Raw genomic sequence first — 19,301 nt, forward strand, 5'->3', positions numbered from 1 at the left:
CTGTACTCATCCGGATTTTCTCTGGATCTCAGACAGTTTTCCAAGCGGTGAATTGGTCTGATTTTTCTCCCTGTTTTACCTTGAGAGCCGCTTTTGCGGCTCTTCTTTTTCCTTGTGCCCGGCGCTTCTCCACGAAACTGTGGAGATTAACCCTTTCTTAAGAAACGGCTTGCGCATTTGGGCTAATGATACCATCTTAAAGTCATAAAGACCGGGCTTGGAAACTTTTCCGTCGGTGCCCGCGTTACCTGAACATATGTAGCTGCGTGCAACAGGGACTATTGCGATGTCGGAAGTTGGATTGAACACGATCAGTTTTGCAGGTCGCGCCGCTGCATCCTCGCAGTTCAAGGCACTTTATGCGGAAGGCATGTCGCTGGTCGAAGAGACCGCCGCCTATCTCGACGGCCAGGGCCGCGCCGCTTCCAAGGTTCTGCCGCGGATGGCCTCGGTTCTCTACGCCGCGGAATCGATGCGTCTGACCACCCGTCTCATGCAGATGGCCTCCTGGCTGCTGCTGCAGCGCGCCGTCAACAATGGCGAAATGTCCCGTGACCAGGTGCTGGCCGAGAAGAACAAGGTTCGCCTCGACGGCTTCAACGTCGACCGCGCCGCGCCCGGCTGGGGCGACCTGCCGGAATCCTTCCGCGATCTCGTCGAACGCTCGCTGCGTCTGCAGAACCGCATTGCCTTGCTCGACCGCGAGATCTACCGCCCGTCCGAAGCCGTGATCGTTCACGATAATCAGAACAGCGTCCAGGCCCAGCTTTCCTTGCTGCAGACCGCCTTCGGCAACAACTGATCGGTTCTTGAGAGAACTCCATATGAAACCGGCTGCGCCTCGCGCGGCCGGTTTTTTGTTGCCTATGAGCCTCGGCATCTGTCAACGCAAAAAAGCCCGGTAATAACCGGGCTCTTCTCAAATTCTATCGAGCAGAAGCGATTAGAGACCGAGGCCACCGAAACGCTTGTTGAACTTGGAAACGCGGCCGCCGCGGTCCATGAGCTGCTGGTTGCCGCCGGTCCAGGCCGGGTGCGACTTGGAATCGATTTCGAGGTTCATGACAGCGCCTTCCGAACCCCAGGTCGAGCGGGTTTCGTATTCGGTGCCATCGGTCATGACCACCTTGATCATGTGATAGTCGGGATGGATGCCTGCCTTCATAACAATCTTCCTGCGATACCGGAGTTCAATTTGCCGCATGCAGTTGCGGCCACCGAACCGATTGAATAAATGAAGCCGCAGTCGTGATGGCTACGGCTTCCCATTAGGATGGCGTGCCTATACATGAAGGGCGCTTAGATAACAAGAGCCAACAGGCCGCATTGCGCGGGTCCTGAGGGTGATCGGAGACGATTTGGCAGAGCAGGCACGGGCTGAGGAAAACAAAAGGCGGTCGCTACGGCCGCTCGGCAGGCTGACGCCCTACGTCATGCGTTATCGCGGCCTGGTGGCCGGTGCGCTGACCTCGCTGGCGCTTGCCGCCATCACCTCGCTGACGCTGCCGCTCGCCGTGCGTCGCATGATCGACCACGGCTTCACCCAGTCCGATGGCCGCTTCATCAACAGCTACTTCGCCATGCTGATGATCATGGCCGTCGTGCTCGCGGTTGCAAGCGCAATGCGCTATTATTTCGTCATCACCATCGGCGAGCGCATTGTCGCCGATCTTCGCCGCGATGTCTTTGCTCATGTGACGCGGCTGTCGCCCTCCTTCTTCGACGTCAACCAGTCCGGCGAGATCGTCTCGCGCTTGACCGCCGATACGACGCAGATCAAATCCGCCGTCGGCGCCACGGCCTCGGTGGCGCTCAGAAACCTTATCCTCTGTATCGGCGCGATGGGTATGATGATCGTCACCTCGCCGAAGCTTTCGAGCCTCGTCATCGGGGCGATTCCGCTGATCGTCTTCCCGCTCGTCGCCTTCGGCCGCTCGGTGCGCAAGCGCTCCCGCGCCGCCCAGGATACGCTCGCCAATGCCTCCGCCTTCGCCAACGAGACGATCGCCGCAACCCGCACCGTCCAGGCCTTCAACGGCGAGGACGCCGCAGCGACACGTTACGGCAGCGCCGTCGAATCCGCCTATGAAGCGGCCCGCGCCGCCATCCGTTCGCGCGCGCTGCTGACCGGTATCGCCATCACGCTGATCTTCGGAAGCGTCGTCGCCGTGCTCTGGGTCGGCGCCCACAGCGTGCTTGCCGGCACGCTTTCGGCCGGCACGCTCGGCCAGTTCCTGCTCTATGCGGTGATCTCCGCCGGTTCGCTGGGCGCGCTGTCGGAGGTCTGGGGCGAACTCTCGCAGGCCGCCGGTGCCGCCGACCGGCTGACCGAGCTTCTCGATGAAGTCTCGCCGATCGCAGCCCCCGCCCATCCGCAGGCTCTTCCTTCGCCCAGCCTTGGCCGCGTCGAATTTTCCGACGTGCATTTCGCCTATCCGTCGCGCCCCGGCAAATCGGCGCTGCATGGCTTGAGCTTCACCATTGCGCCTGGCGAGACCGTTGCCATCGTCGGCCCTTCCGGCGCCGGCAAGAGCACCGTCTTTTCGCTGCTGCTGCGCTTCTACGATCCGCAGCAGGGCAGCGTGACGATCGATGGTGTCGACGCGCAGCTGACAACCCCCGACGAACTTCGCTGGCGCATTGCCATCGTGCCGCAGGATGTCACCATCTTTGCCGCCTCGATCCATGACAACATCGCCTTCGGCCGTCCCGGAGCCTCGCGTGACGAAATCCGCGTCGCAGCCCTTGCCGCCCAGGCCGACGAATTCATCACCCGGCTGGATCAGGGTTATGAGACCGAGGTCGGCGAACGCGGCATTACGCTCTCCGGCGGCCAGCGCCAACGCATCGCCATCGCTCGTGCCATCCTGAAGAACGCGCCCGTGCTGCTGCTCGACGAGGCGACGTCGGCGCTCGACGCCGAAAGCGAGACGCTGGTGCAAAAGGCGCTCGACGGCCTTGTCGACGGCCGCACCACGCTCGTCATCGCCCATCGCCTGGCAACCGTGTTGAAGGCCGACCGCATCCTGGTGATGGATCAGGGCCGCGTCGTCGAAGAAGGCACCCATCAGAGCCTGATCCGCCACGGCGGCATCTATGCACGATTGGCGCGGCTGCAATTCGACGCCGCCAACGAGGATGTGCTCGCCGCAGCGAAATAGGCGGCCATCTGCTTCTTCGCGACTAAAGTCTGACCTCTCACGCGCCAGCCCATGGTTGTCATTCGCGTCTCCTGCCCTACCCTCTTCATGCCCCGGGGTGGGGATATCGCTGTTGAAATTCTTGGGAGGAAATAGGAATGGCGCCTTTCGATATGACGCGACGTGCTGGCCTTGCGCTCGGCTTCGGTGTGTTTGCGGCCTTTGCATCAGGCGCATCAGCCGCTGCCGCCGATTTTCCCGATCGCGCGGTCACCATGGTCGTGCCCTTCGCGGCCGGTGGCTCGACCGATGTCGTTGCGCGCATCGTCGCCCAGAAGATGTCGGAGGATCTCGGCCAGCAGGTGATCGTCCAGAACGTCGCCGGTGCCGGCGGCAATCTCGGCGCCGATAATGTCGCCCGCGCCGAACCCGACGGCTACACCATTCTGATGGGCACGGTGGCGACCCACGCGCTCAATCCGCTGATCCTCAAATCGACCCCCTATGATCCCGAGAAGGATTTCGCGCCGGTCTCTTTGCTTGTCGTCGTGCCGAACGTGCTGGTCGTTAATCCGGAATTGCCGGCAAAGACCGTGCAGGAGCTGATCGCGCTGCTGAAGGCCGAACCCGACAAATACAGCTATGCCTCCTCGGGCAACGGCACGCCGCTGCATCTGTCCGGCGAACTGTTCAAGTCCATGGCTGGCGTCAGCATGCAGCATATTCCCTATAAGGGCGCCGGCCCGGCCTTGAACGACGTCATCGGCAATCAGGTGCCGATCATGTTCGACAACCTGCCCTCGTCGTCGAGCCATATCAAGGCCGGCACTTTACGGGCGCTGGCGGTGACCACGGCGGCGCGCGCGCCCTCCTTCCCCGATGTGCCGACGGTTGCCGAGTCAGGCATACCGGGTTACGAGACCTATACCTGGAATGCGCTTTTCGCCCCGGCCAAGACGCCGAACGAAGTGGTGATGCGTCTCAACGCCTCGGCCAACAAAGCGCTTAAAGACCCAGCCGTTGCCGAACGGATGAAAGAATTCAGCGCCACCATTGTCGGCTCGACGCCGGATGAACTGGCCGCCCATGTCAAGGCCGAGCTCGCCAAATGGGGAACGGTGGTCAAGGGTGCGAACATCCAGATGGAATGACGTCGGCGGCGCAGACCCTCCGGTTGCGTCCGCTGAAAACGGCGGTAATTGGACGCTAGATGTTTGATCCCAGGCTTTGATGGGGCATCCTTGTCTTCCGAATCAAAGGATGCGTTATGGGCCAAGTTCTTCATGGGAGCGCCACGACGACAGAGGCAGTCCGTCGAGCGATACAACATAGTCAAGAGAGCCTAAGGACGCTTTCGAAGCGTTACGGGATCAATCAGAAGACCGTTGCCAAGTGGCGGAAGCGGTCCTCTGTTGCGGACCTTCCGACCGGCCCGAAAGAGCCGAGATCGACGGTGCTCTCCGTCGAGGAGGAGGCCGTTATCGTTGCCTTTCGCCGGTATACGCTGCTGCCGCTCGATGACTGCCTCTATGCGTTGCAGCCGACAATCCCGCATCTGACACGGTCGTCGCTGCACCGCTGCCTGCAGCGCCACGGCATCGGCCGCCTGCCGGATGTCGACGGCGACAGACCGGCGAAGAAGAAGTTCAAGAGCTACCCGATCGGCTACTTCCACATCGACATTGCCGAGGTGCGCACCGAACAGGGTAAGTTACACATGTTCGTAGCCATCGATCGCACCTCGAAGTTTGCCTTCGTCGAACTGCACGAGAAGGCCACCACCGCCGTCTCGCGCGAGTTCCTCCTGCACTTGATTGCAGCCGTCCCCTACAAGATCCACACCGTGCTCACCGACAACGGGATCCAGTTCACCACGCCCGGCGCTGGAGGCTCCGCTGTACCGCTGATCAAGGAGGCGATCGCCAATGGCGAGCGTTTCTGGGCCCATGCCTTCGAATACACCTGCGCCACCAATGATATCGAGCACCGCACCACCAAGGTGAAGCATCCATGGACCAACGGTCAGGTGGAGAGAATGAACCGAACCATCAAGGATGCCACCGTCAGACGCTTCTACTATGAAAGCCACGATCAACTGCGCCAGCATCTTGCCGACTTCGTCGCCGCTTACAATTTCGGCCGCAGGCTCAAGACCCTCAAGGGCCTCACACCCTACGAGTTCATCTGCAAAGCATGGGCTTCACAGCCAGAACGTTTTACCCTCGATCCGCTCCAGCAAATGCCGGGACTAAACAGCTAGAACAGGATGATTTTAGGCCCGGTTGGCCTAAAATCTGAATCCTGTTCTAAATTAAAAAGTTAGAGCATGATGTCTTGAGAAAACCGCACACACTTTTCGGCATCATGCTCGAAGCAGCAAATTCTAATTAAGGCAGTGGAAAAGCTCGCCATTTTGATCTAGCCTCCCTGACGCTGATGGTTGCAATTCAGCGTTTCGGGAGACATCCATGTATAAATTCGAAGTTTATAAGGATAAATCAGGCGAGTTCCGCTTCCGCTTCAAGGCATCGAACGGGGAAACCATGTTCCTTTCCGAAGGCTACAAGGCGAAGGCGTCCGCCATGAGTGCCATCGAATCGATCAAGAAGAACACGCCAAGCGCCGACGTCGTCGACCAGACGAAGGCCGAAGCCTGAGCAGAATGGCGGCGGCGGCGTAAAACGCCGCCCTGCCTCTCCGCGCGCCGATGAGCGATGCCGCACCGCGCGCCCGGCTTGGTTGCTTGTGATCTCCGCGCCATTTTTCTTTTTTGCAGATTTCTTGAAAACCATGTCGAAATGACCGCTGGTCGCGCCTCATTGTCTCGGAACGGCTGAACCGCTCCACCGGGCGTCACGGCTTTCGGGATATTCCCGATATGGCGATGCCCGGATCAACGCCACAACGAGATCAGGAGTTTCCCATGCAATATGCTCTCATCATTCGCGAAGCCGCCGAGGATTTCGCCAACCGCAGCGATCCCGCCTATCGCGACGGCTGGGTCGCCTACAGCAAGGCGCTTGCCCAGGCGGGGATCATGACCGGTGGCGCCGGGCTGACGGCGCCGGAAACCGGTACGATCGTGCGCCGCAAAGGCGAGGATCACGACGTTCAGGACGGCCCCTATCCGGAAGGCAAGGAACAGCTCGGCGGTTTCTATCTGATCGAAGTCCCCGACATGGACACCGCGCTCGAATGGGCAACACGCGTTCCGATCTCCGACAGGGGTTCGGTCGAGGTGCGTCCGCGCCTGCAGATGTGAGGCGGCGATGCCGCCCGATGCCGGACGCGCCGCCGAACGGGTGGCACGTCAGTCCTACGGCAAACTGATCGCCTTTCTCGCCGCCCGCTCGCGTGACGTGCCGGCGGCGGAAGACGCTTTGTCGGAAGCGCTGGCTTCGGCCCTTCGCGTCTGGCCGGAGCGCGGCGTTCCCGACAAGCCGGAAGCCTGGCTGCTGGTGGCCGCACGCCGCAACCTGATGCAGGCCGCCCGCCACCGCACCGTCGCGGCCAATGCGCAGACGACGATAACCGTCGCCTTCGAGGAGGCGGAGGAACGCATGAACGAGGCCGGCAAAGCCATCTTTCCCGATGAGCGGCTGAAGCTGCTCTTCGCCTGCACCCATCCCGCCATCGACAGCTCCGTGCATACCGCGCTGATGCTGCAGACCGTTCTCGGCATCGAGGCGAAAACCATCGCACGGGCCTTCGTCATTTCGCCGGAGGCGATGAGCCAGCGGCTGGTGCGGGCCAAGGTGAAGATTCGCGATGCCGGCATTCCCTTCGCCGTTCCCCCTCGTCCCGCCCTGCCGGAGCGGCTCGCTGCCGTACTTTCGGCGATCTACGCCGCCTACGGCCTCGGATGGGACGGTCTCGACGGCGAGGAAGAGCGCCATTCGCTTGCCGGCGAAGCGATCTGGCTCGGCCGCGCGCTTCTGGCGGTGCTGCCGGACGAACCGGAAGCGATCGGCCTGCTATCGCTGATGCTTCACTGCGAGGCCCGCCGCAGCGCCCGGCGCGATTGCAATGGCCGATATGTGCCGCTGGACGAGCAGGATACGGCGGCCTGGAACGCGATCATGATCGCCGAGGCGGATGCGCTGCTGCGCAAGGCCGGAGGTTTTAACCGTTTCGGTTCCTTTCAGTGCCAGGCTGCGATCCAGTCCGTGCATGCGGCGCGCCGGCTTTCGGGAACGACCGACTGGCAGGCGCTGACAACGCTCTACGCGGCGCTGATCACGATGAAACCCGCGCTCGGCGCACGCGTCGCCGAAGCAGCGGCGATCGGCAGGGCCTTGAGCGCCGCCGCCGGCCTGGAGCGGCTCGACAGGCTCGATCCGCGCGATACCGCTGCCTATCAGCCGTATTGGGCGGTGCGTGCCTTTCTTCTGGCACGCGCCGGCGACGATGCCGCGGCAGTCGACGCCTACATGACGGCGATCGGCCTCAGCGACAGTCCCGCCGTGCGTGATTTTCTCGCTGACCGGCTGAAGGAGGCGCGGCAAGCCACGCCAGGCTGATTATTTCTCGGTCAGCTTCAGCTCGATGCGGCGGTTGGTGGCACGCGCATCCGGTGTTTCCCCGGGCGCGATCGGCTGGAATTCGCCGAAGCCGGCGGCAACCAGCCGGTCGGCCGGCACGCCCTGTGCAATCAGGAACTTGACAACCGAAATCGCGCGCGCCGAGGAGAGCTCCCAATTGTCGCGGTAGCGGCCCGTCCCGGCCAGCGGCACATTGTCTGTGTGGCCGTCGACACGCAGCACCCAGTTGATCTCCGGCGGAATTTCCTTGGCGAGATCGAGAAGAGCCGCGGCGAGTTTGCCCATCTCAGTTTGTCCCTCCGGATTGAGATCGGCGCCGCCCGAGGGAAACAGCACTTCCGATTGGAAGACGAACCGGTCGCCGACGATGCGGATATTCTCGCGGTCGGAAAGGATCTCGCGCAGGCGGCCGAAAAAGTCGGAACGGTAGCGGTTCAACTCCTGCACGCGCGCGGCGAGCGCAACGTTGAGGCGGCTGCCGAGATCGGCGATCTTGGTCTGCGAGACCCGGTCTTTCTCCTCCGAAGCCTGAAGGGCTGCTTCGACGGCGGCGATCTGGCTGCGTAGTGCTGCAATCTGCTGGTTCAGCAGTTCGACCTGGCTCAGTGCCCGTTCGCTGACCTGCTTCTGCTCGTCAAGCTCCTGCGTCATCGCGCCGATCCGCTTCTGCGCGGCGTCCTGACCGCCGGACCCGGCGTTCAGCAGCGCCTGCAGCCGCGACCGATCGCCCTCGGCACTGGCAAGCGAGGCCTGCAGATTGGCGACCGAATCCTGGAGGTCCTGATTGCTGCCCTTTTCCAACGCAAGAAGCTGCGTCAGCTCGTTGATCTGGCTGTTGAGGCGACCGAGCACCTCATCGCGTCCGGTAATCTCACGGCTGAGGATGAACTGCCCGACGACGAAGACCGTCAGCAAGAACATGATCGAGATGAGCAGCGTCGACAGCGCGTCAACGAAGCCCGGCCAATAATCCACCGTGCGTTCACGGCGCCGGTTGCGGGCAAGAGCCATGGCTTACTTGCCCTCGCTCTTTTCTGCCTGGCTGGCGCGGTCGCGCACGCGCTCGCTCCGGTCGCCGGCGCGCTCCTGAACGCCGATGCGTTCGGCCAGCCGGTCGAGCGTGCGGCGCATCGCCTTGGCCTCGTCCTGTTGCGCCTCGATCCAGTCGCGCAGCATCTGCTGCTCGTTGCGCATGTTCTTGACCAGACCCTGAATGCCTTCGGCAAGGCTCGCCATGGCGGCGACCGAGCGCTGGCTGCCGGCGCCCCCCTCTTCGGAGACCTTGCGCAGATAATCGGAGAGCGCACGCATATCGTCCGAGGAAGCGCCGGCAACGGCGTCGAGGGCCGGCGCCAGGTCGGAGCCGACATCGGTGACCGAGGAGAGCCAGTTTTCCAGCTCCATGTAAAAGCGGTTTTGCGCGCGGCCGGCCTGAAGGTCGAGGAAGCCGAGAATGAGTGAGCCGGAAAGACCGAGCAGCGAGGAGGAAAAGGCCTGGCCCATGCCCGAAAGCGGCGTGGAAAGCCCTTCCTTCAGCGCCGCGAGCACATCCCCCGTTCCGTTCGAGCCGGCATCGAGCGACTGGATGACCATGCTGATCGAACCGATCGTGCCGATCAGGCCCCAGAAGGTGCCGAGCAGGCCGAGGAAAACGAGAAGGCCGATCAGGTAGCGCGAGACATCGCGCGATTCGTCGAGGCGGGTGGCGATGGAATCGAGAATCGAGCGCAGCGCCGTCGTCGATAGCGCCACCGAGGACTTGCGGCTGCCGATCAGCGCCCGCATCGGCGCGAGCAGCCGCGGATTGCGGTTGACCTTGTCGGCGCTGCCGGCGGCGCGGAACGAATTGAACCAGCGCACTTCGGGGCGAAGCGCCAGCACATGGTTGAAAACAAGAATGATTCCGACTGCGAGAACACCGACGATCAGGCCGTTGAGGCCCGGATTGTGCATGAAAGCGGTCTGCGTCTGCCGGAAGAGGATAGCGGCGATAAAACCGACGATGACGAGGAAAAGCAGCATCGTCCAGAGGAAGGGCATGGGGCTCGAAAGCCTGTAGGCATAACCGCTGGCCGTCTTTTCGGTGGAGCCGATCTCCGCCACATTCACATTTTCCATAGGGTCCGCTGCCTCCGGAGTCATTGCTGGCGGAGACTAGAGCAACATTGTGCCGAATTGAAGTATGCCGAGGCGAAAACCGTGACTTTACAACAGCCGGATTTTCGTCCGCTCACTTGGCGGGAATTGGCCGCTTGACGACTTCGATCAGCGCCTTGTGGATGGCTTCGTTGCCGGCGACGATCGCGCCGCTCTCCAGAATGGCCGTGCCGCCGTCCCAATCGGTGGCGAATCCGCCGGCTTCGCGGATGAGCAGGATGCCGGCCGCCATGTCCCACGGCGCAAGCTCGGCCTCCCAGAAACCATCGAAACGCCCGGCGGCGACATAGGCGAGATCGAGCGTCGGCGATCCCAAGCGGCGGATGCCCGCCACTTCGCCCATCACGTGGCGAAGCTCGACCAGGAACTTGCCGTGATTGCGCTTGCCGAGCGCCGGCACGCCGCAGCCGATGACGCAATCCGACAGCGCGCGACGTGCGGCGACGCGCAGGCGCCGGTCGTTGAGGAAGGCGCCGCCCCCGCGCTCGGCGGTATAGAGTTCATCGGTCGCCGGATTGAAGATGACCGCGGCGACAATTTCGCCATTGCGTTCGAGCGCGATCGAGACGGCGAAGGCCGGGATGCCGTGCAGGAAGTTCGTCGTGCCGTCGAGCGGATCGACGATCCAGCGATGCGCGCCGTCCGTGCCCTTGATCTCCTCGCTTTCCTCGCCGAGGAAGCCATAGGTCGGACGCGCCTTGAGCAGTTCTTCCCTGACGATCTTCTCGGCCTTGCGGTCGGCGGTGGAAACAAAGTCACCCGGTCCCTTCACCGAAACCTGCAGGTTCTGCACTTCACCGAAATCACGCCCCAGCGATTTTCCTGCCTTGAGGGCAGCCTGAACCATGACATTGAGAAGAGCTGAACGGGCCATCGGCGCATTTCCTTGGGACTGATACGAGGTGCGCGCTGCCAGGGGCGGGAAGTGTCCCTGAACTTGCATGACAGGCAGCGCTGCAAAGATTGGCGGCCTCAAGACCACAAAATCAGGGAAATTTCAAGGGGACACACGCATGGCTGCCATCCTGTGCCGGAAACCGGGATCGATACTGGACTGTCTGACAAACAGTCTCAGAATTTCTGCTGCGCCATCAGCACTTCGCGGGCGATCTGATCGAGCGGCAGGATACGGTCGACCCCGCCCTTGGCGATCGCCTCTTTCGGCATGCCGAAAACGACCGAACTCGCCTCGTCCTGCGCCACCGTATAGGCGCCCACCTCATGCATTTCCAGCATGCCGCGCGCACCATCATCACCCATGCCGGTCATGATGATCCCCATGGCGTTCGAGCCGGCCGAGCGCGCCGCCGAACGAAAGAGCACGTCGACGGAAGGCCGGTGCCGCGATACCAGCGGCCCGGTCTTTACGCTCACATAATAGCGCGCACCCTGGCGTTCGAGCAGCATATGCTTGTCGCCTGGCGCGATCAGCACGTGGCCGCGCAGCACGGGATCGCCGTCGACGGCTTCCTTGACCTCGACCTCGCAGAGACCGTTCAGCCGTTTGGCGAAGGCGGCGGTGAATTTTTCCGGCATATGCTGGACAATCACCATGCCGGGCGCATTTGCCGGCAGCTCCTCCAGAAACTCGCGCAGCGCTTCGGTGCCGCCGGTGGAGGCGCCGACGCAGACGACCATTTCCGTCGTCTTCGCCATAGCCCGCCCCGTCGGCGGCGGCAGCATCGCATCCGCCGTCAGCTTTTTGGTCGGCCCGTCGGCCGAAGCCGAGCGGATGGTTCCGGCAGCGCGGCGGACGGTGGTAAGCCGAGCATGCGAGGCGCTCTTGACGATTTCGCGAATGCGTATCGCATCATCCGAAAGACTGTCGGCGGCCCCGATCTTCGACTTCAAAATGACGTCGACAGCGCCGGCCTCCAGCGCCTGGATCAGCGTTTCCGAACCGGCTTCCGTCAGCGACGAGCACATCACGACAGGGATCGGCCGCTGCGCCATCAGTTTGCGCAGGAAAGTGATGCCATCCATGCGCGGCATCTCGACATCGAGCGTGATGACGTCGGGGATTTCTTCCAGCAGCTTGCGCGCCGCCACGAAGGGGTCGGACGCCACCGCCATGATCTCGATATCGGGATCCTGCTCCAGCACATGCGTCAGTGTCTGACGGATGCTCGCGGAATCGTCGATGATGAGAACGCGGATTTTCTTAGCCATGAAGCCTCTAAATGCGCTGAAACACCGTGTTCGAGACCTGCTTCAACGGCAGATCGAAACCGGTGATCGATTCGGAATGGCCGATGAACATGTACCCTCCCTTCGCCAGGCAATCGCAGAGGCGGTTGAGCACGCCGGCCTGAGTCTGCTTGTCAAAGTAGATCAGCACATTGCGGCAGAAGATGACGTGCATCGGCTCGCCGATCGGGTATTTCTCGTCCATCAGGTTCATGCGGGCAAAGCCGATCCTGCTGCGCAGTTTCGGCGTGATGCGCACCTCCCGCCGATCCGGCTGCTTGGCCGTCAGCACGTATTTGCGCTGCAGGTCGCGCGGCACCGGCGCGATGAGATCTTCCGGGTAGATGCCCCGGCGGGCCGTCTGCAGCACGTCGGTGGAAAGATCGGTCGCCAGCACGCTGTAGGAGACGTCGTTACGGCCTTCGGTGAATTCCGCCAGCACCATCGCCATCGTATAGGGTTCGGCGCCGGTCGAGCAGGCCGAACTCCAGGTACGAATGGTGCGGACGCCGCTGCCGGCGATCGCCGGCAAGGCCACGCTCTGCATATAGTCGAAATGTTTGGCTTCGCGGAAGAAGTCGGTCTTGTTGGTCGTCACCACGTCGATCAGGTAGACGGTTTCCTGGGCAAGGCCATCCTGATTGAACAGGAAGTCGCAATAATCGTCGAAGGTCGCATGATTGGTTGCCCGAAGGCGGCGCCTCAGCCGCCCCTCGAGCATCGTCAGCTTGGCCGGGGGCATCTTGATGCCGCTATAGTCGTAGATGAACCGGGCAAGCTTGTCGAAATTGCGCTTGCTGATCCGGTCGCCCGGCAATTGGGTTTCCACCGCTGCTGCCATACTCATGAAACGCAATACTCCGAGTGACGCGGCGGTCAGGCCGCCGATTGCAGTGCAGAGGCGTCCTCGCGCGACAGCAGCCGCGCGAGATCGATGATGACGACAAAGCCGTTTTCACGGCGAACGACGCCGGCGATATAGTCCGAACGCCAGCGCACACCGATATCGGGCGCCGCCTCGATCTGGTCACGCCGAAACGGCGTGACCTCGAAGACGCGGTCGGCAACGAGGCCGAGAGTGAGAAGCCGGCTTTCCATCGGCACGTCGAGGACGAGCACCCGCGTATGCGGTGTCGGCTCGGTCTTCGTCATGCCGAGCTTCAATCGAAGATCGATCGTCGGCACGCCCTGCCCGCGCACATCGCGCAGGCCGAGCAGATAGTCGGGACCATTCGGAATCTTGAAAGCTTCCGCATAGTCGAGGATTTCCCGGACGACCTCGACCGGCACGGCGAAAATCTCCTCGCCGAGGCTGAAGGTCACGAATTGCGCTTCCAGAGATGTTGGAGCCATGATCAGGCGCTTTCCTTAAATTCGACGTCCCCATCATCGGGACCGCCCATGGAGAGATCGAGAGCGAAGCCCTTTGCCCGCGCCTGCTGACCGGCGACGCTGTTGGCGGCGAGCTTCCTGCCGCCGAGGCTGCGGCCGGCGACGGGCGCCGAGCTGCGGACCGTTACCCTGGCGGCCGGCATGCGGGATTGGCGATCGCCGGCCGTATCGACCTTGAAGAAGGCGATCGACGTCTGCAGCTCTTCGGCCTGGCTTGCGAGCTCTTCCGAGGTCGCAGACATTTGCTCGGAGGCGCCGGCATTCTGCTGCGTCACCCGATCGAGCTGCTGGATCGCTTCGTTGATCTGGCCGGCACCGATATCCTGTTCGCGGCAGGCGGCGCTGATTTCCGAAACCAGCTCGGCCGTTTTACGGATATCGGGCACCAGCCGGCCGAGCATGTCGCCGGCGTCCTGGGCGGCCTTGACCGTATCGCTCGACATCGAGCTGATTTCGGCGGCGGCCGATTGGCTGCGTTCGGCAAGCTTGCGCACTTCCGAAGCGACGACCGCAAAACCCTTGCCGTGCTCGCCGGCACGCGCCGCTTCGACGGCGGCGTTGAGCGCCAGCAAGTCCGTCTGGCGGGCGATTTCCTGGACGATGCCGATCTTCTCGGCGATGGTCCGCATCGCCTGCACGGCGCGCGACACCGCTTCGCCGCTCATCTCCGCATCCTTGGCCGACTGGCGGGCGATCTTTTCCGTCTGGGCAGCGTTATCGGCATTCTGCTTGATGTTGGCAGCCATTTGTTCCATCGAGGCGGAAGCCTCTTCAGCCGAAGCGGCCTGTTCGCTGGCCCCCTGCGATACCTGTTCCGAGCTCGAAGACAGTTCTTGGCTGCCGGCCGAAACATTTTCCGCGGCCGCGGCAGCATCGGCAACCACGCCACGCAGGCGCTCGACCATCTGCTCAAGCGCCAAGCCAAGCATATCCTTGTCGGAAAGTGGTTTGGGGGATACCGTCAGGTCGCCGTTCGAAATCTGGTTGGCGATCTCAGCGGTGTTGCGGAGATTATCCATCATGACATTGATCGTGTTGACCAAATCTTTGATCTCGTCGTTGCTCTTGATCTCGATCTTCTGATTCAGGTCACCGATGGCGGCGGCGGCGGCAACATTCATGATCTTGCGCAGACCGCTGTTGACGCCGAGCGCAATCCAAAGCGCAGCGGCGAAAGCGATTAGGGAAGCGCCGAGCGCGATGCCGATCAGCGTGTTCTTCGTCGAACTATAGAGAACGTCGGTGTCATTATCGGCTTGCGTCATCGACTTCTGCTGAAGCGTGACGAGCGTCTCAAAAACATCTTCGAGTTCCGTGACGACAGCGCGAACTTCTCCCGACGATAGCGCCGCGGCCGCGGCCCTGTCGCCGCTTTCCTGGAGGGAGGCGACTTTGTTGGAGCTCTCGTCGAAGCGTTTGGCTAGATCGATCAGCCTGTCCCAGGAAGGCCTGCCCTCGGCAGTTGCGAGTTGCTGACCGCTTGTCGCGAAGGCGAGCATTTCATCCCTGCTTTTCGCCGAGTTCTGATAGTCCTTCATCGCCACTTCGGGATTCATTTCCAGAAGGGCATTTTTCTGCCAGCGAACGGCATTAAGCTCGGCAGTCTTTGCTTCCAGAGCCAGTTCCAGCCTTTTTGCAGGACCAGAAACAAGGTCGCTGACAGCGTCGTTCAGCGAGCTGAGGCTGATGATCCCATAAACCGCGCTGCCCACCAGCAATAAAATGACAAAGCCGAACGCGGCTGCGAGCTTAAGTTTGATCGTAATACGCATCTCAATATTCCTCTCAGAGAGCGAAGCAATAAATGTGGGCCGGGGGCGCGGCATCATGCAGCAAAAGAAATTCCGGCAGGCAAGACAGGCCGCCAAAAATCGGCGGACTTTCATTCCCGGCGCCCGCAAGCGCCGGAAACCTAGGTCGCGGGCCATACTAGCCGGCCCGCGACAGCTGTGAGGGGGAGTGCCCAAGCTTTCCCCAGAGGCGGCGCTACGCGCTCTCCCTAAACTCGTCATCCACGGTGTCGGGACCGCCCATCGACATGTCGAGCGCAAACCCCTTCACGCGGGCCTGCTGGCCGACGACCGTATTGACCGGCGACTTGGTGGCCGGCTTGCGCGGGGCGGCCTGAGGCCGGCTGCGGGCGACAGCCTTTGCCACCGGCGCGCGCTCACGGCGTCCGCCCGCCATATCGACCTTGAAGAAAGCGATCGACGTCTGTAACTCTTCGGCTTGGCTCGCAAGCTCTTCCGAGGTTGCAGACATTTGCTCGGAGGCGCCGGCGTTCTGCTGGGTTACCTTGTCGAGCTGCTGGATCGCCTCGTTAATCTGCGCCGCGCCGATATCCTGTTCACGGCAGGCCGCACTGATCTCGGAAACCAGCTCGGCCGTCTTGCGGATGTCCGGCACCAGGCGGCCGAGCATTTCGCCCGCTTCCTGAGCGGCCGTTACCGTATCGCTCGACATCGAGCTGATTTCGGCTGCCGCCGACTGGCTGCGTTCGGCAAGCTTGCGCACCTCGGAGGCCACGACCGCAAAGCCCTTGCCGTGTTCACCGGCACGCGCCGCTTCCACGGCGGCATTGAGAGCCAGCAGATCGGTCTGGCGGGCGATCTCCTGGACGATGCCGATCTTCTGGGCGATCGTGCGCATGGCATCGACGGCGCGGGAAACGGCCTCGCCGCTGGCTTCCGCATCCTTTGCCGACTGGCGAGCAATCTTTTCCGTCTGGGCCGCATTATCGGCATTCTGCTTGATGTTCGACGCCATCTCTTCCATCGAGGCAGAAGCTTCTTCGGCGGAAGCCGCCTGTTCGGTAGCGCCCTGCGATACCTGCTCGGAGCTTGCTGAAAGCTCCTGGCTGCCGGAAGAGACATTTTCCGCCGCTGAGATCGCATCGGCAACGACGCCGCGCAGGCGCTCGACCATCTGCTCCAGGGCGAGGCCAAGCGCATCCTTGTCGGAGAGTGGCTTCGGGGACACCGTCAGGTCGCCGTTTGCGATCTGATCGGCGATGCCGGCGGTGGTTCTAAGGTTGGAGATCATGCTCTGCATGGCGATGCCGAGCGCATCTTTGTCCGAAAGCGGCTTTGCATCGGTGCTGAGGTCACCCATTGCGATCTGGTCGGCAAGGGCCGCCGTGGCGCGCAGATTGGTGGTCATGGCGTTCACCGTATCGATAAGATCCTTGATCTCGTCGTTGGTCTTGACATCGACTTTCTGGTTGAGGTCACCGATTGCGACGGCGTTTGCGACCATCGTGATCTTTCGCAGACCATTGTTGATACCAAGGGTAATCCACAAGGCGGCGCCGAGCGCGATGAGCACTGCAATGCCGGAAGCACTGCCGAGGATCAGCTTGGTCGAGCCATAGAGCTCAGTGTTTGAAGCAGCGGTCGCCTTCATTCCTTTGCGCTGGATTTCGACGAGAGCCGCGATTGCAGTGCCCATATCGTCGGTCATTGTTCTCAGGTCACCCAGTGAAAGGGCCAGCGCGCCGGCTTGGTCGCCTTTTGCGTCAAGTTGCTGCAGTTCGGCGGATCTTTCGCGGAACTTCGCGCCGATCGTCTGCAACTTCTCCCAATATGGCTTCCCCTCCGGCAAGGCGATGGCAAGACCGCTGTCGACGGCGCCGAACATCTCCTGCAGGTATTGGTCGGCGTCCCTATAGAAACCGGCAGCAGTTTCGGAATCGGTGGAGAGAAGTGCGTTCTTCTGGGAACGAATGGCGTTGACTTCGGCAACATTGGCGGTCAGTGCCAGCTCCAGACGACGGACTGAGCCGTTGATCATCTGGCCGCTTGCATCATTCAAAGTCCCGAGACTCATGCTTCCGTAGACGGCGATGCCGATCAGCAGCAGCGTCATGATGCCGAACGCAAGGCCCAGTTTGAGTTTGATGGTGAAACGCATGTGATACCCCCGATTTGCGGTCAAAACGAATGGAGAGAGACATGTCCCCCTGGCGGGACGTCGAGCTTGGAAGGATGTGTCGGAAAGGGGACAAGCGACTCATTCGCTTCCCGGTGGCCGACATCTATCGATCGCAGCACCAACGCCTACACGCGTTGGGGGTATTCCCGCCTCGGGCCGCTGGAGCAACCCGAGGATCACATTGGCGAAAGCGCTTACGCGCTCTCCCCGGGGGAGCGCCTATGCGCTCTCCCTGAAGTCGTCATCGCCGGCGTCTGGACCGCCCATCGACATGTCGAGAGCAAAACCCTTGAGACGCTGCTGCTGAGCCGAAACCGTCTGGCCGCGGCCCTGTCCGTAGGCTTGCGGAGCGGGCCTGCGGACAGAGGGCGAGGAATGGAGACCCTTGGGCGACGCTTTTGGCTGCGCCTTGCGGGCGTCGGGCCGCGCGCTGCCTGCCGTATCGACCTTGAAGAAGGCGATCGAGGTCTGCAGTTCCTCCGCCTGGCTCGCGAGCTCTTCCGAGGTCGCCGACATCTGCTCGGAGGCACCGGCATTCTGTTGCGTCACCTTGTCGAGCTGCTGGATCGCTTCGTTGATTTGCGAGGCGCCGATATCCTGTTCACGGCAGGCGGCACTGATCTCGGAGACCAGCTCGGCCGTCTTGCGGATATCGGGCACCAGCCGGCCGAGCATGTCGCCGGCATCGGCAGCGGCCTTGACCGTATCGCTCGACATCGAGCTGATTTCGGCCGCCGCCGACTGGCTGCGTTCGGCAAGCTTGCGCACTTCCGAGGCGACGACCGCAAAGCCCTTGCCGTGTTCGCCGGCACGCGCCGCTTCGACCGCGGCATTCAAAGCCAGCAGATCGGTCTGGCGGGCGATTTCCTGGACGATGCTGATCTTCTGGGCGATCGTGCGCATAGCGTCGACAGCGCGCGTCACCGCCTCACCGCTCATCTCGGCATCCTTGGCGGACTGGCGGGCGATCTTTTCCGTCTGGGCGGCATTGTCGGCATTCTGCTTGATGTTGGCGGCCATTTGCTCCATCGAAGCGGAAGCCTCTTCGGCCGAAGCGGCCTGTTCGGTGGCGCCCTGCGACACCTGTTCCGAACTTGCCGAAAGCTGCTGGCTGCCGGAAGAGACGTTGTCGGCAGCCGACAAAGCGTCAGCGACGACACCGCGCAGGCGTTCGATCATCGTGTTGACGTTGCCCAGAAGCTCGCCGATTTCATCGTGGCTGGTGATATCGGCCATCTTCGTCAGATCGCCTTCCGACACTTCGCGCACCACATTGTTGGCGCGGTTGAGGCCTTTGCTGATCGAGTTGGCGATCCAGAAGGCGGTGACGGCGGCAATCAGCAGAGCTACGGCGGCCACCGCAACCATCGTCGTGCGTGTCGTCATATATTGCGCTTCAGCACCGTCGTTGGCAGCCTTCATGCGCTGCTTTTCAAGGGTCAGGATTTCGCTGAGCGTGGCGTCGATGTCGTTGGCAGCGGCCCGCGCCGTGGTGACGGAAATCGTATTTGCGCTTTCGGCATTGCCGGCTTTCACATAGTCGCGAATCTGATCATCGGCTGCATTGAAGGTCTTGGAAAGCTCGGCGATGCGCGCCCAGCGCGCCTTGCCCTCTTCCGTTGCCAGCGCCAGCACCTGGCCGAAAGCGTCGGCGAACTCTTTGCGGGCCTGATCGCCCTTGGCGATCGAACCGGCCGTCTCATCCGCGGTCCGGGCGGTGAGCAGGTTCTTCTGCTGGCGGATGGCCTCGAGCTGGGCAATGTTGATCTGCTGCGCGAGATCGAGACGGGCTGCCGGGCCGGAGAGAAGTCTATCGATGGTGTCGTTCAGCGATCCAAGGCTGAGGACACCGTAGGCGGCGGTGCCCACCAGCATCAGAATGATGAAGGTGAACGCCGTCACCAGTTTCGTCTTTATTGTCATTCGCATCGTCAAACCCCCACGTTTGAATTCA

General features: G+C 62.0%; 17 protein-coding genes. 7 read left to right on the plus strand and 10 right to left on the minus strand.

Annotated features, from left to right (window positions below; genetic code table 11):
- The first annotated feature begins 286 nt into the window (after positions 1–286).
- Positions 287–802 carry a protease adaptor protein RcdA gene (rcdA, locus tag CO657_RS16700; RefSeq protein WP_003542804.1) on the plus strand — a complete coding sequence of 172 codons (516 nt, stop codon included), beginning with the start codon at positions 287–289 and terminating at the stop codon, positions 800–802.
- Positions 803–943: 141 nt separating this feature from the next.
- Here rcdA and rpmE read toward each other — a convergent pair whose 3' ends face one another.
- Positions 944–1,165, minus strand: coding sequence for a 50S ribosomal protein L31 (gene rpmE / locus CO657_RS16705; protein ID WP_003566413.1), 222 nt, complete (start codon positions 1,163–1,165; stop codon positions 944–946).
- Between the two features lie 193 nt (positions 1,166–1,358).
- Between rpmE and CO657_RS16710 the strand changes: the two genes are divergently transcribed.
- From CO657_RS16710 to CO657_RS16735, 6 genes are all read left to right on the plus strand, one after another.
- On the plus strand, positions 1,359–3,161 hold the full coding sequence (locus CO657_RS16710) for an ABC transporter transmembrane domain-containing protein (RefSeq protein ID WP_054184919.1): 1,803 nt from the start codon (positions 1,359–1,361) through the stop codon (positions 3,159–3,161).
- 137 nt (positions 3,162–3,298) lie between these two features.
- Positions 3,299–4,291, plus strand: coding sequence for a Bug family tripartite tricarboxylate transporter substrate binding protein (locus CO657_RS16715; protein WP_054184920.1), 993 nt, complete (start codon positions 3,299–3,301; stop codon positions 4,289–4,291).
- A gap of 116 nt (positions 4,292–4,407) precedes the next feature.
- Positions 4,408–5,400 (plus strand): IS481 family transposase, encoded by a 993-nt coding sequence (locus tag CO657_RS16720; RefSeq protein WP_128715564.1) that lies wholly within the window; start codon positions 4,408–4,410, stop codon positions 5,398–5,400.
- A gap of 208 nt (positions 5,401–5,608) precedes the next feature.
- Complete coding sequence (locus CO657_RS16725; RefSeq protein ID WP_003590282.1) at positions 5,609–5,797, plus strand: YegP family protein; 189 nt, start codon at positions 5,609–5,611, stop codon at positions 5,795–5,797.
- 266 nt (positions 5,798–6,063) lie between these two features.
- Positions 6,064–6,402, plus strand: coding sequence for a YciI family protein (locus CO657_RS16730; protein WP_003590281.1), 339 nt, complete (start codon positions 6,064–6,066; stop codon positions 6,400–6,402).
- A 7-nt stretch (positions 6,403–6,409) separates the two neighbouring features.
- On the plus strand, positions 6,410–7,660 hold the full coding sequence (locus CO657_RS16735; RefSeq protein WP_054185078.1) for an RNA polymerase sigma factor: 1,251 nt from the start codon (positions 6,410–6,412) through the stop codon (positions 7,658–7,660).
- Here CO657_RS16735 and CO657_RS16740 read toward each other — a convergent pair whose 3' ends face one another.
- From CO657_RS16740 to CO657_RS16785, 9 genes are all read right to left on the minus strand, one after another.
- Positions 7,661–8,692, minus strand: coding sequence for a peptidoglycan -binding protein (locus CO657_RS16740; protein ID WP_054185079.1), 1,032 nt, complete (start codon positions 8,690–8,692; stop codon positions 7,661–7,663).
- 3 nt (positions 8,693–8,695) lie between these two features.
- On the minus strand, positions 8,696–9,799 hold the full coding sequence (locus tag CO657_RS16745) for a MotA/TolQ/ExbB proton channel family protein (protein WP_054185080.1): 1,104 nt from the start codon (positions 9,797–9,799) through the stop codon (positions 8,696–8,698).
- A gap of 112 nt (positions 9,800–9,911) precedes the next feature.
- Entirely contained in the window at positions 9,912–10,712 is an 801-nt protein-coding gene (locus tag CO657_RS16750) for an inositol monophosphatase family protein (RefSeq protein ID WP_003566429.1), read from the minus strand.
- A gap of 197 nt (positions 10,713–10,909) precedes the next feature.
- Entirely contained in the window at positions 10,910–12,007 is a 1,098-nt protein-coding gene (locus CO657_RS16760) for a protein-glutamate methylesterase/protein-glutamine glutaminase (RefSeq protein ID WP_003590277.1), read from the minus strand.
- Between the two features lie 7 nt (positions 12,008–12,014).
- Positions 12,015–12,872: a CheR family methyltransferase gene (locus CO657_RS16765; RefSeq protein ID WP_054185081.1), complete on the minus strand. Its 858-nt coding sequence runs from the start codon at positions 12,870–12,872 to the stop codon at positions 12,015–12,017.
- 29 nt (positions 12,873–12,901) lie between these two features.
- Positions 12,902–13,378 carry a chemotaxis protein CheW gene (locus CO657_RS16770; protein ID WP_003590275.1) on the minus strand — a complete coding sequence of 159 codons (477 nt, stop codon included), beginning with the start codon at positions 13,376–13,378 and terminating at the stop codon, positions 12,902–12,904.
- A gap of 2 nt (positions 13,379–13,380) precedes the next feature.
- Positions 13,381–15,189 carry a methyl-accepting chemotaxis protein gene (locus CO657_RS16775; protein WP_054185082.1) on the minus strand — a complete coding sequence of 603 codons (1,809 nt, stop codon included), beginning with the start codon at positions 15,187–15,189 and terminating at the stop codon, positions 13,381–13,383.
- Positions 15,190–15,403: 214 nt separating this feature from the next.
- The gene (locus CO657_RS16780; RefSeq protein ID WP_054185083.1) at positions 15,404–17,326 is read right to left on the minus strand and encodes a HAMP domain-containing methyl-accepting chemotaxis protein; all 1,923 of its coding nucleotides are present in this window, start codon (positions 17,324–17,326) and stop codon (positions 15,404–15,406) included.
- Between the two features lie 240 nt (positions 17,327–17,566).
- Entirely contained in the window at positions 17,567–19,276 is a 1,710-nt protein-coding gene (locus CO657_RS16785) for a methyl-accepting chemotaxis protein (protein ID WP_054185123.1), read from the minus strand.
- Positions 19,277–19,301 lie beyond the last annotated feature (25 nt).

It is taken from the genome of Rhizobium acidisoli (genome assembly GCF_002531755.2).
Taxonomy (GTDB): domain Bacteria; phylum Pseudomonadota; class Alphaproteobacteria; order Rhizobiales; family Rhizobiaceae; genus Rhizobium; species Rhizobium acidisoli.

Coding starts and splice junctions, on each gene's coding strand:
- rcdA (WP_003542804.1), top strand. CDS start 287: ATGTCGGAAGTTGGATTGAACACGATCAGTTTTGCAGGTCGCGCCGCT.
- rpmE (WP_003566413.1), bottom strand. CDS start 1,165: ATGAAGGCAGGCATCCATCCCGACTATCACATGATCAAGGTGGTCATG.
- CO657_RS16715 (WP_054184920.1), top strand. CDS start 3,299: ATGGCGCCTTTCGATATGACGCGACGTGCTGGCCTTGCGCTCGGCTTC.
- CO657_RS16720 (WP_128715564.1), top strand. CDS start 4,408: ATGGGCCAAGTTCTTCATGGGAGCGCCACGACGACAGAGGCAGTCCGT.
- CO657_RS16725 (WP_003590282.1), top strand. CDS start 5,609: ATGTATAAATTCGAAGTTTATAAGGATAAATCAGGCGAGTTCCGCTTC.
- CO657_RS16730 (WP_003590281.1), top strand. CDS start 6,064: ATGCAATATGCTCTCATCATTCGCGAAGCCGCCGAGGATTTCGCCAAC.
- CO657_RS16735 (WP_054185078.1), top strand. CDS start 6,410: ATGCCGCCCGATGCCGGACGCGCCGCCGAACGGGTGGCACGTCAGTCC.
- CO657_RS16740 (WP_054185079.1), bottom strand. CDS start 8,692: ATGGCTCTTGCCCGCAACCGGCGCCGTGAACGCACGGTGGATTATTGG.
- CO657_RS16745 (WP_054185080.1), bottom strand. CDS start 9,799: ATGGAAAATGTGAATGTGGCGGAGATCGGCTCCACCGAAAAGACGGCC.
- CO657_RS16750 (WP_003566429.1), bottom strand. CDS start 10,712: ATGGCCCGTTCAGCTCTTCTCAATGTCATGGTTCAGGCTGCCCTCAAG.
- CO657_RS16760 (WP_003590277.1), bottom strand. CDS start 12,007: ATGGCTAAGAAAATCCGCGTTCTCATCATCGACGATTCCGCGAGCATC.
- CO657_RS16765 (WP_054185081.1), bottom strand. CDS start 12,872: ATGAGTATGGCAGCAGCGGTGGAAACCCAATTGCCGGGCGACCGGATC.
- CO657_RS16770 (WP_003590275.1), bottom strand. CDS start 13,378: ATGGCTCCAACATCTCTGGAAGCGCAATTCGTGACCTTCAGCCTCGGC.
- CO657_RS16775 (WP_054185082.1), bottom strand. CDS start 15,189: ATGCGTATTACGATCAAACTTAAGCTCGCAGCCGCGTTCGGCTTTGTC.
- CO657_RS16780 (WP_054185083.1), bottom strand. CDS start 17,326: ATGCGTTTCACCATCAAACTCAAACTGGGCCTTGCGTTCGGCATCATG.
- CO657_RS16785 (WP_054185123.1), bottom strand. CDS start 19,276: ATGCGAATGACAATAAAGACGAAACTGGTGACGGCGTTCACCTTCATC.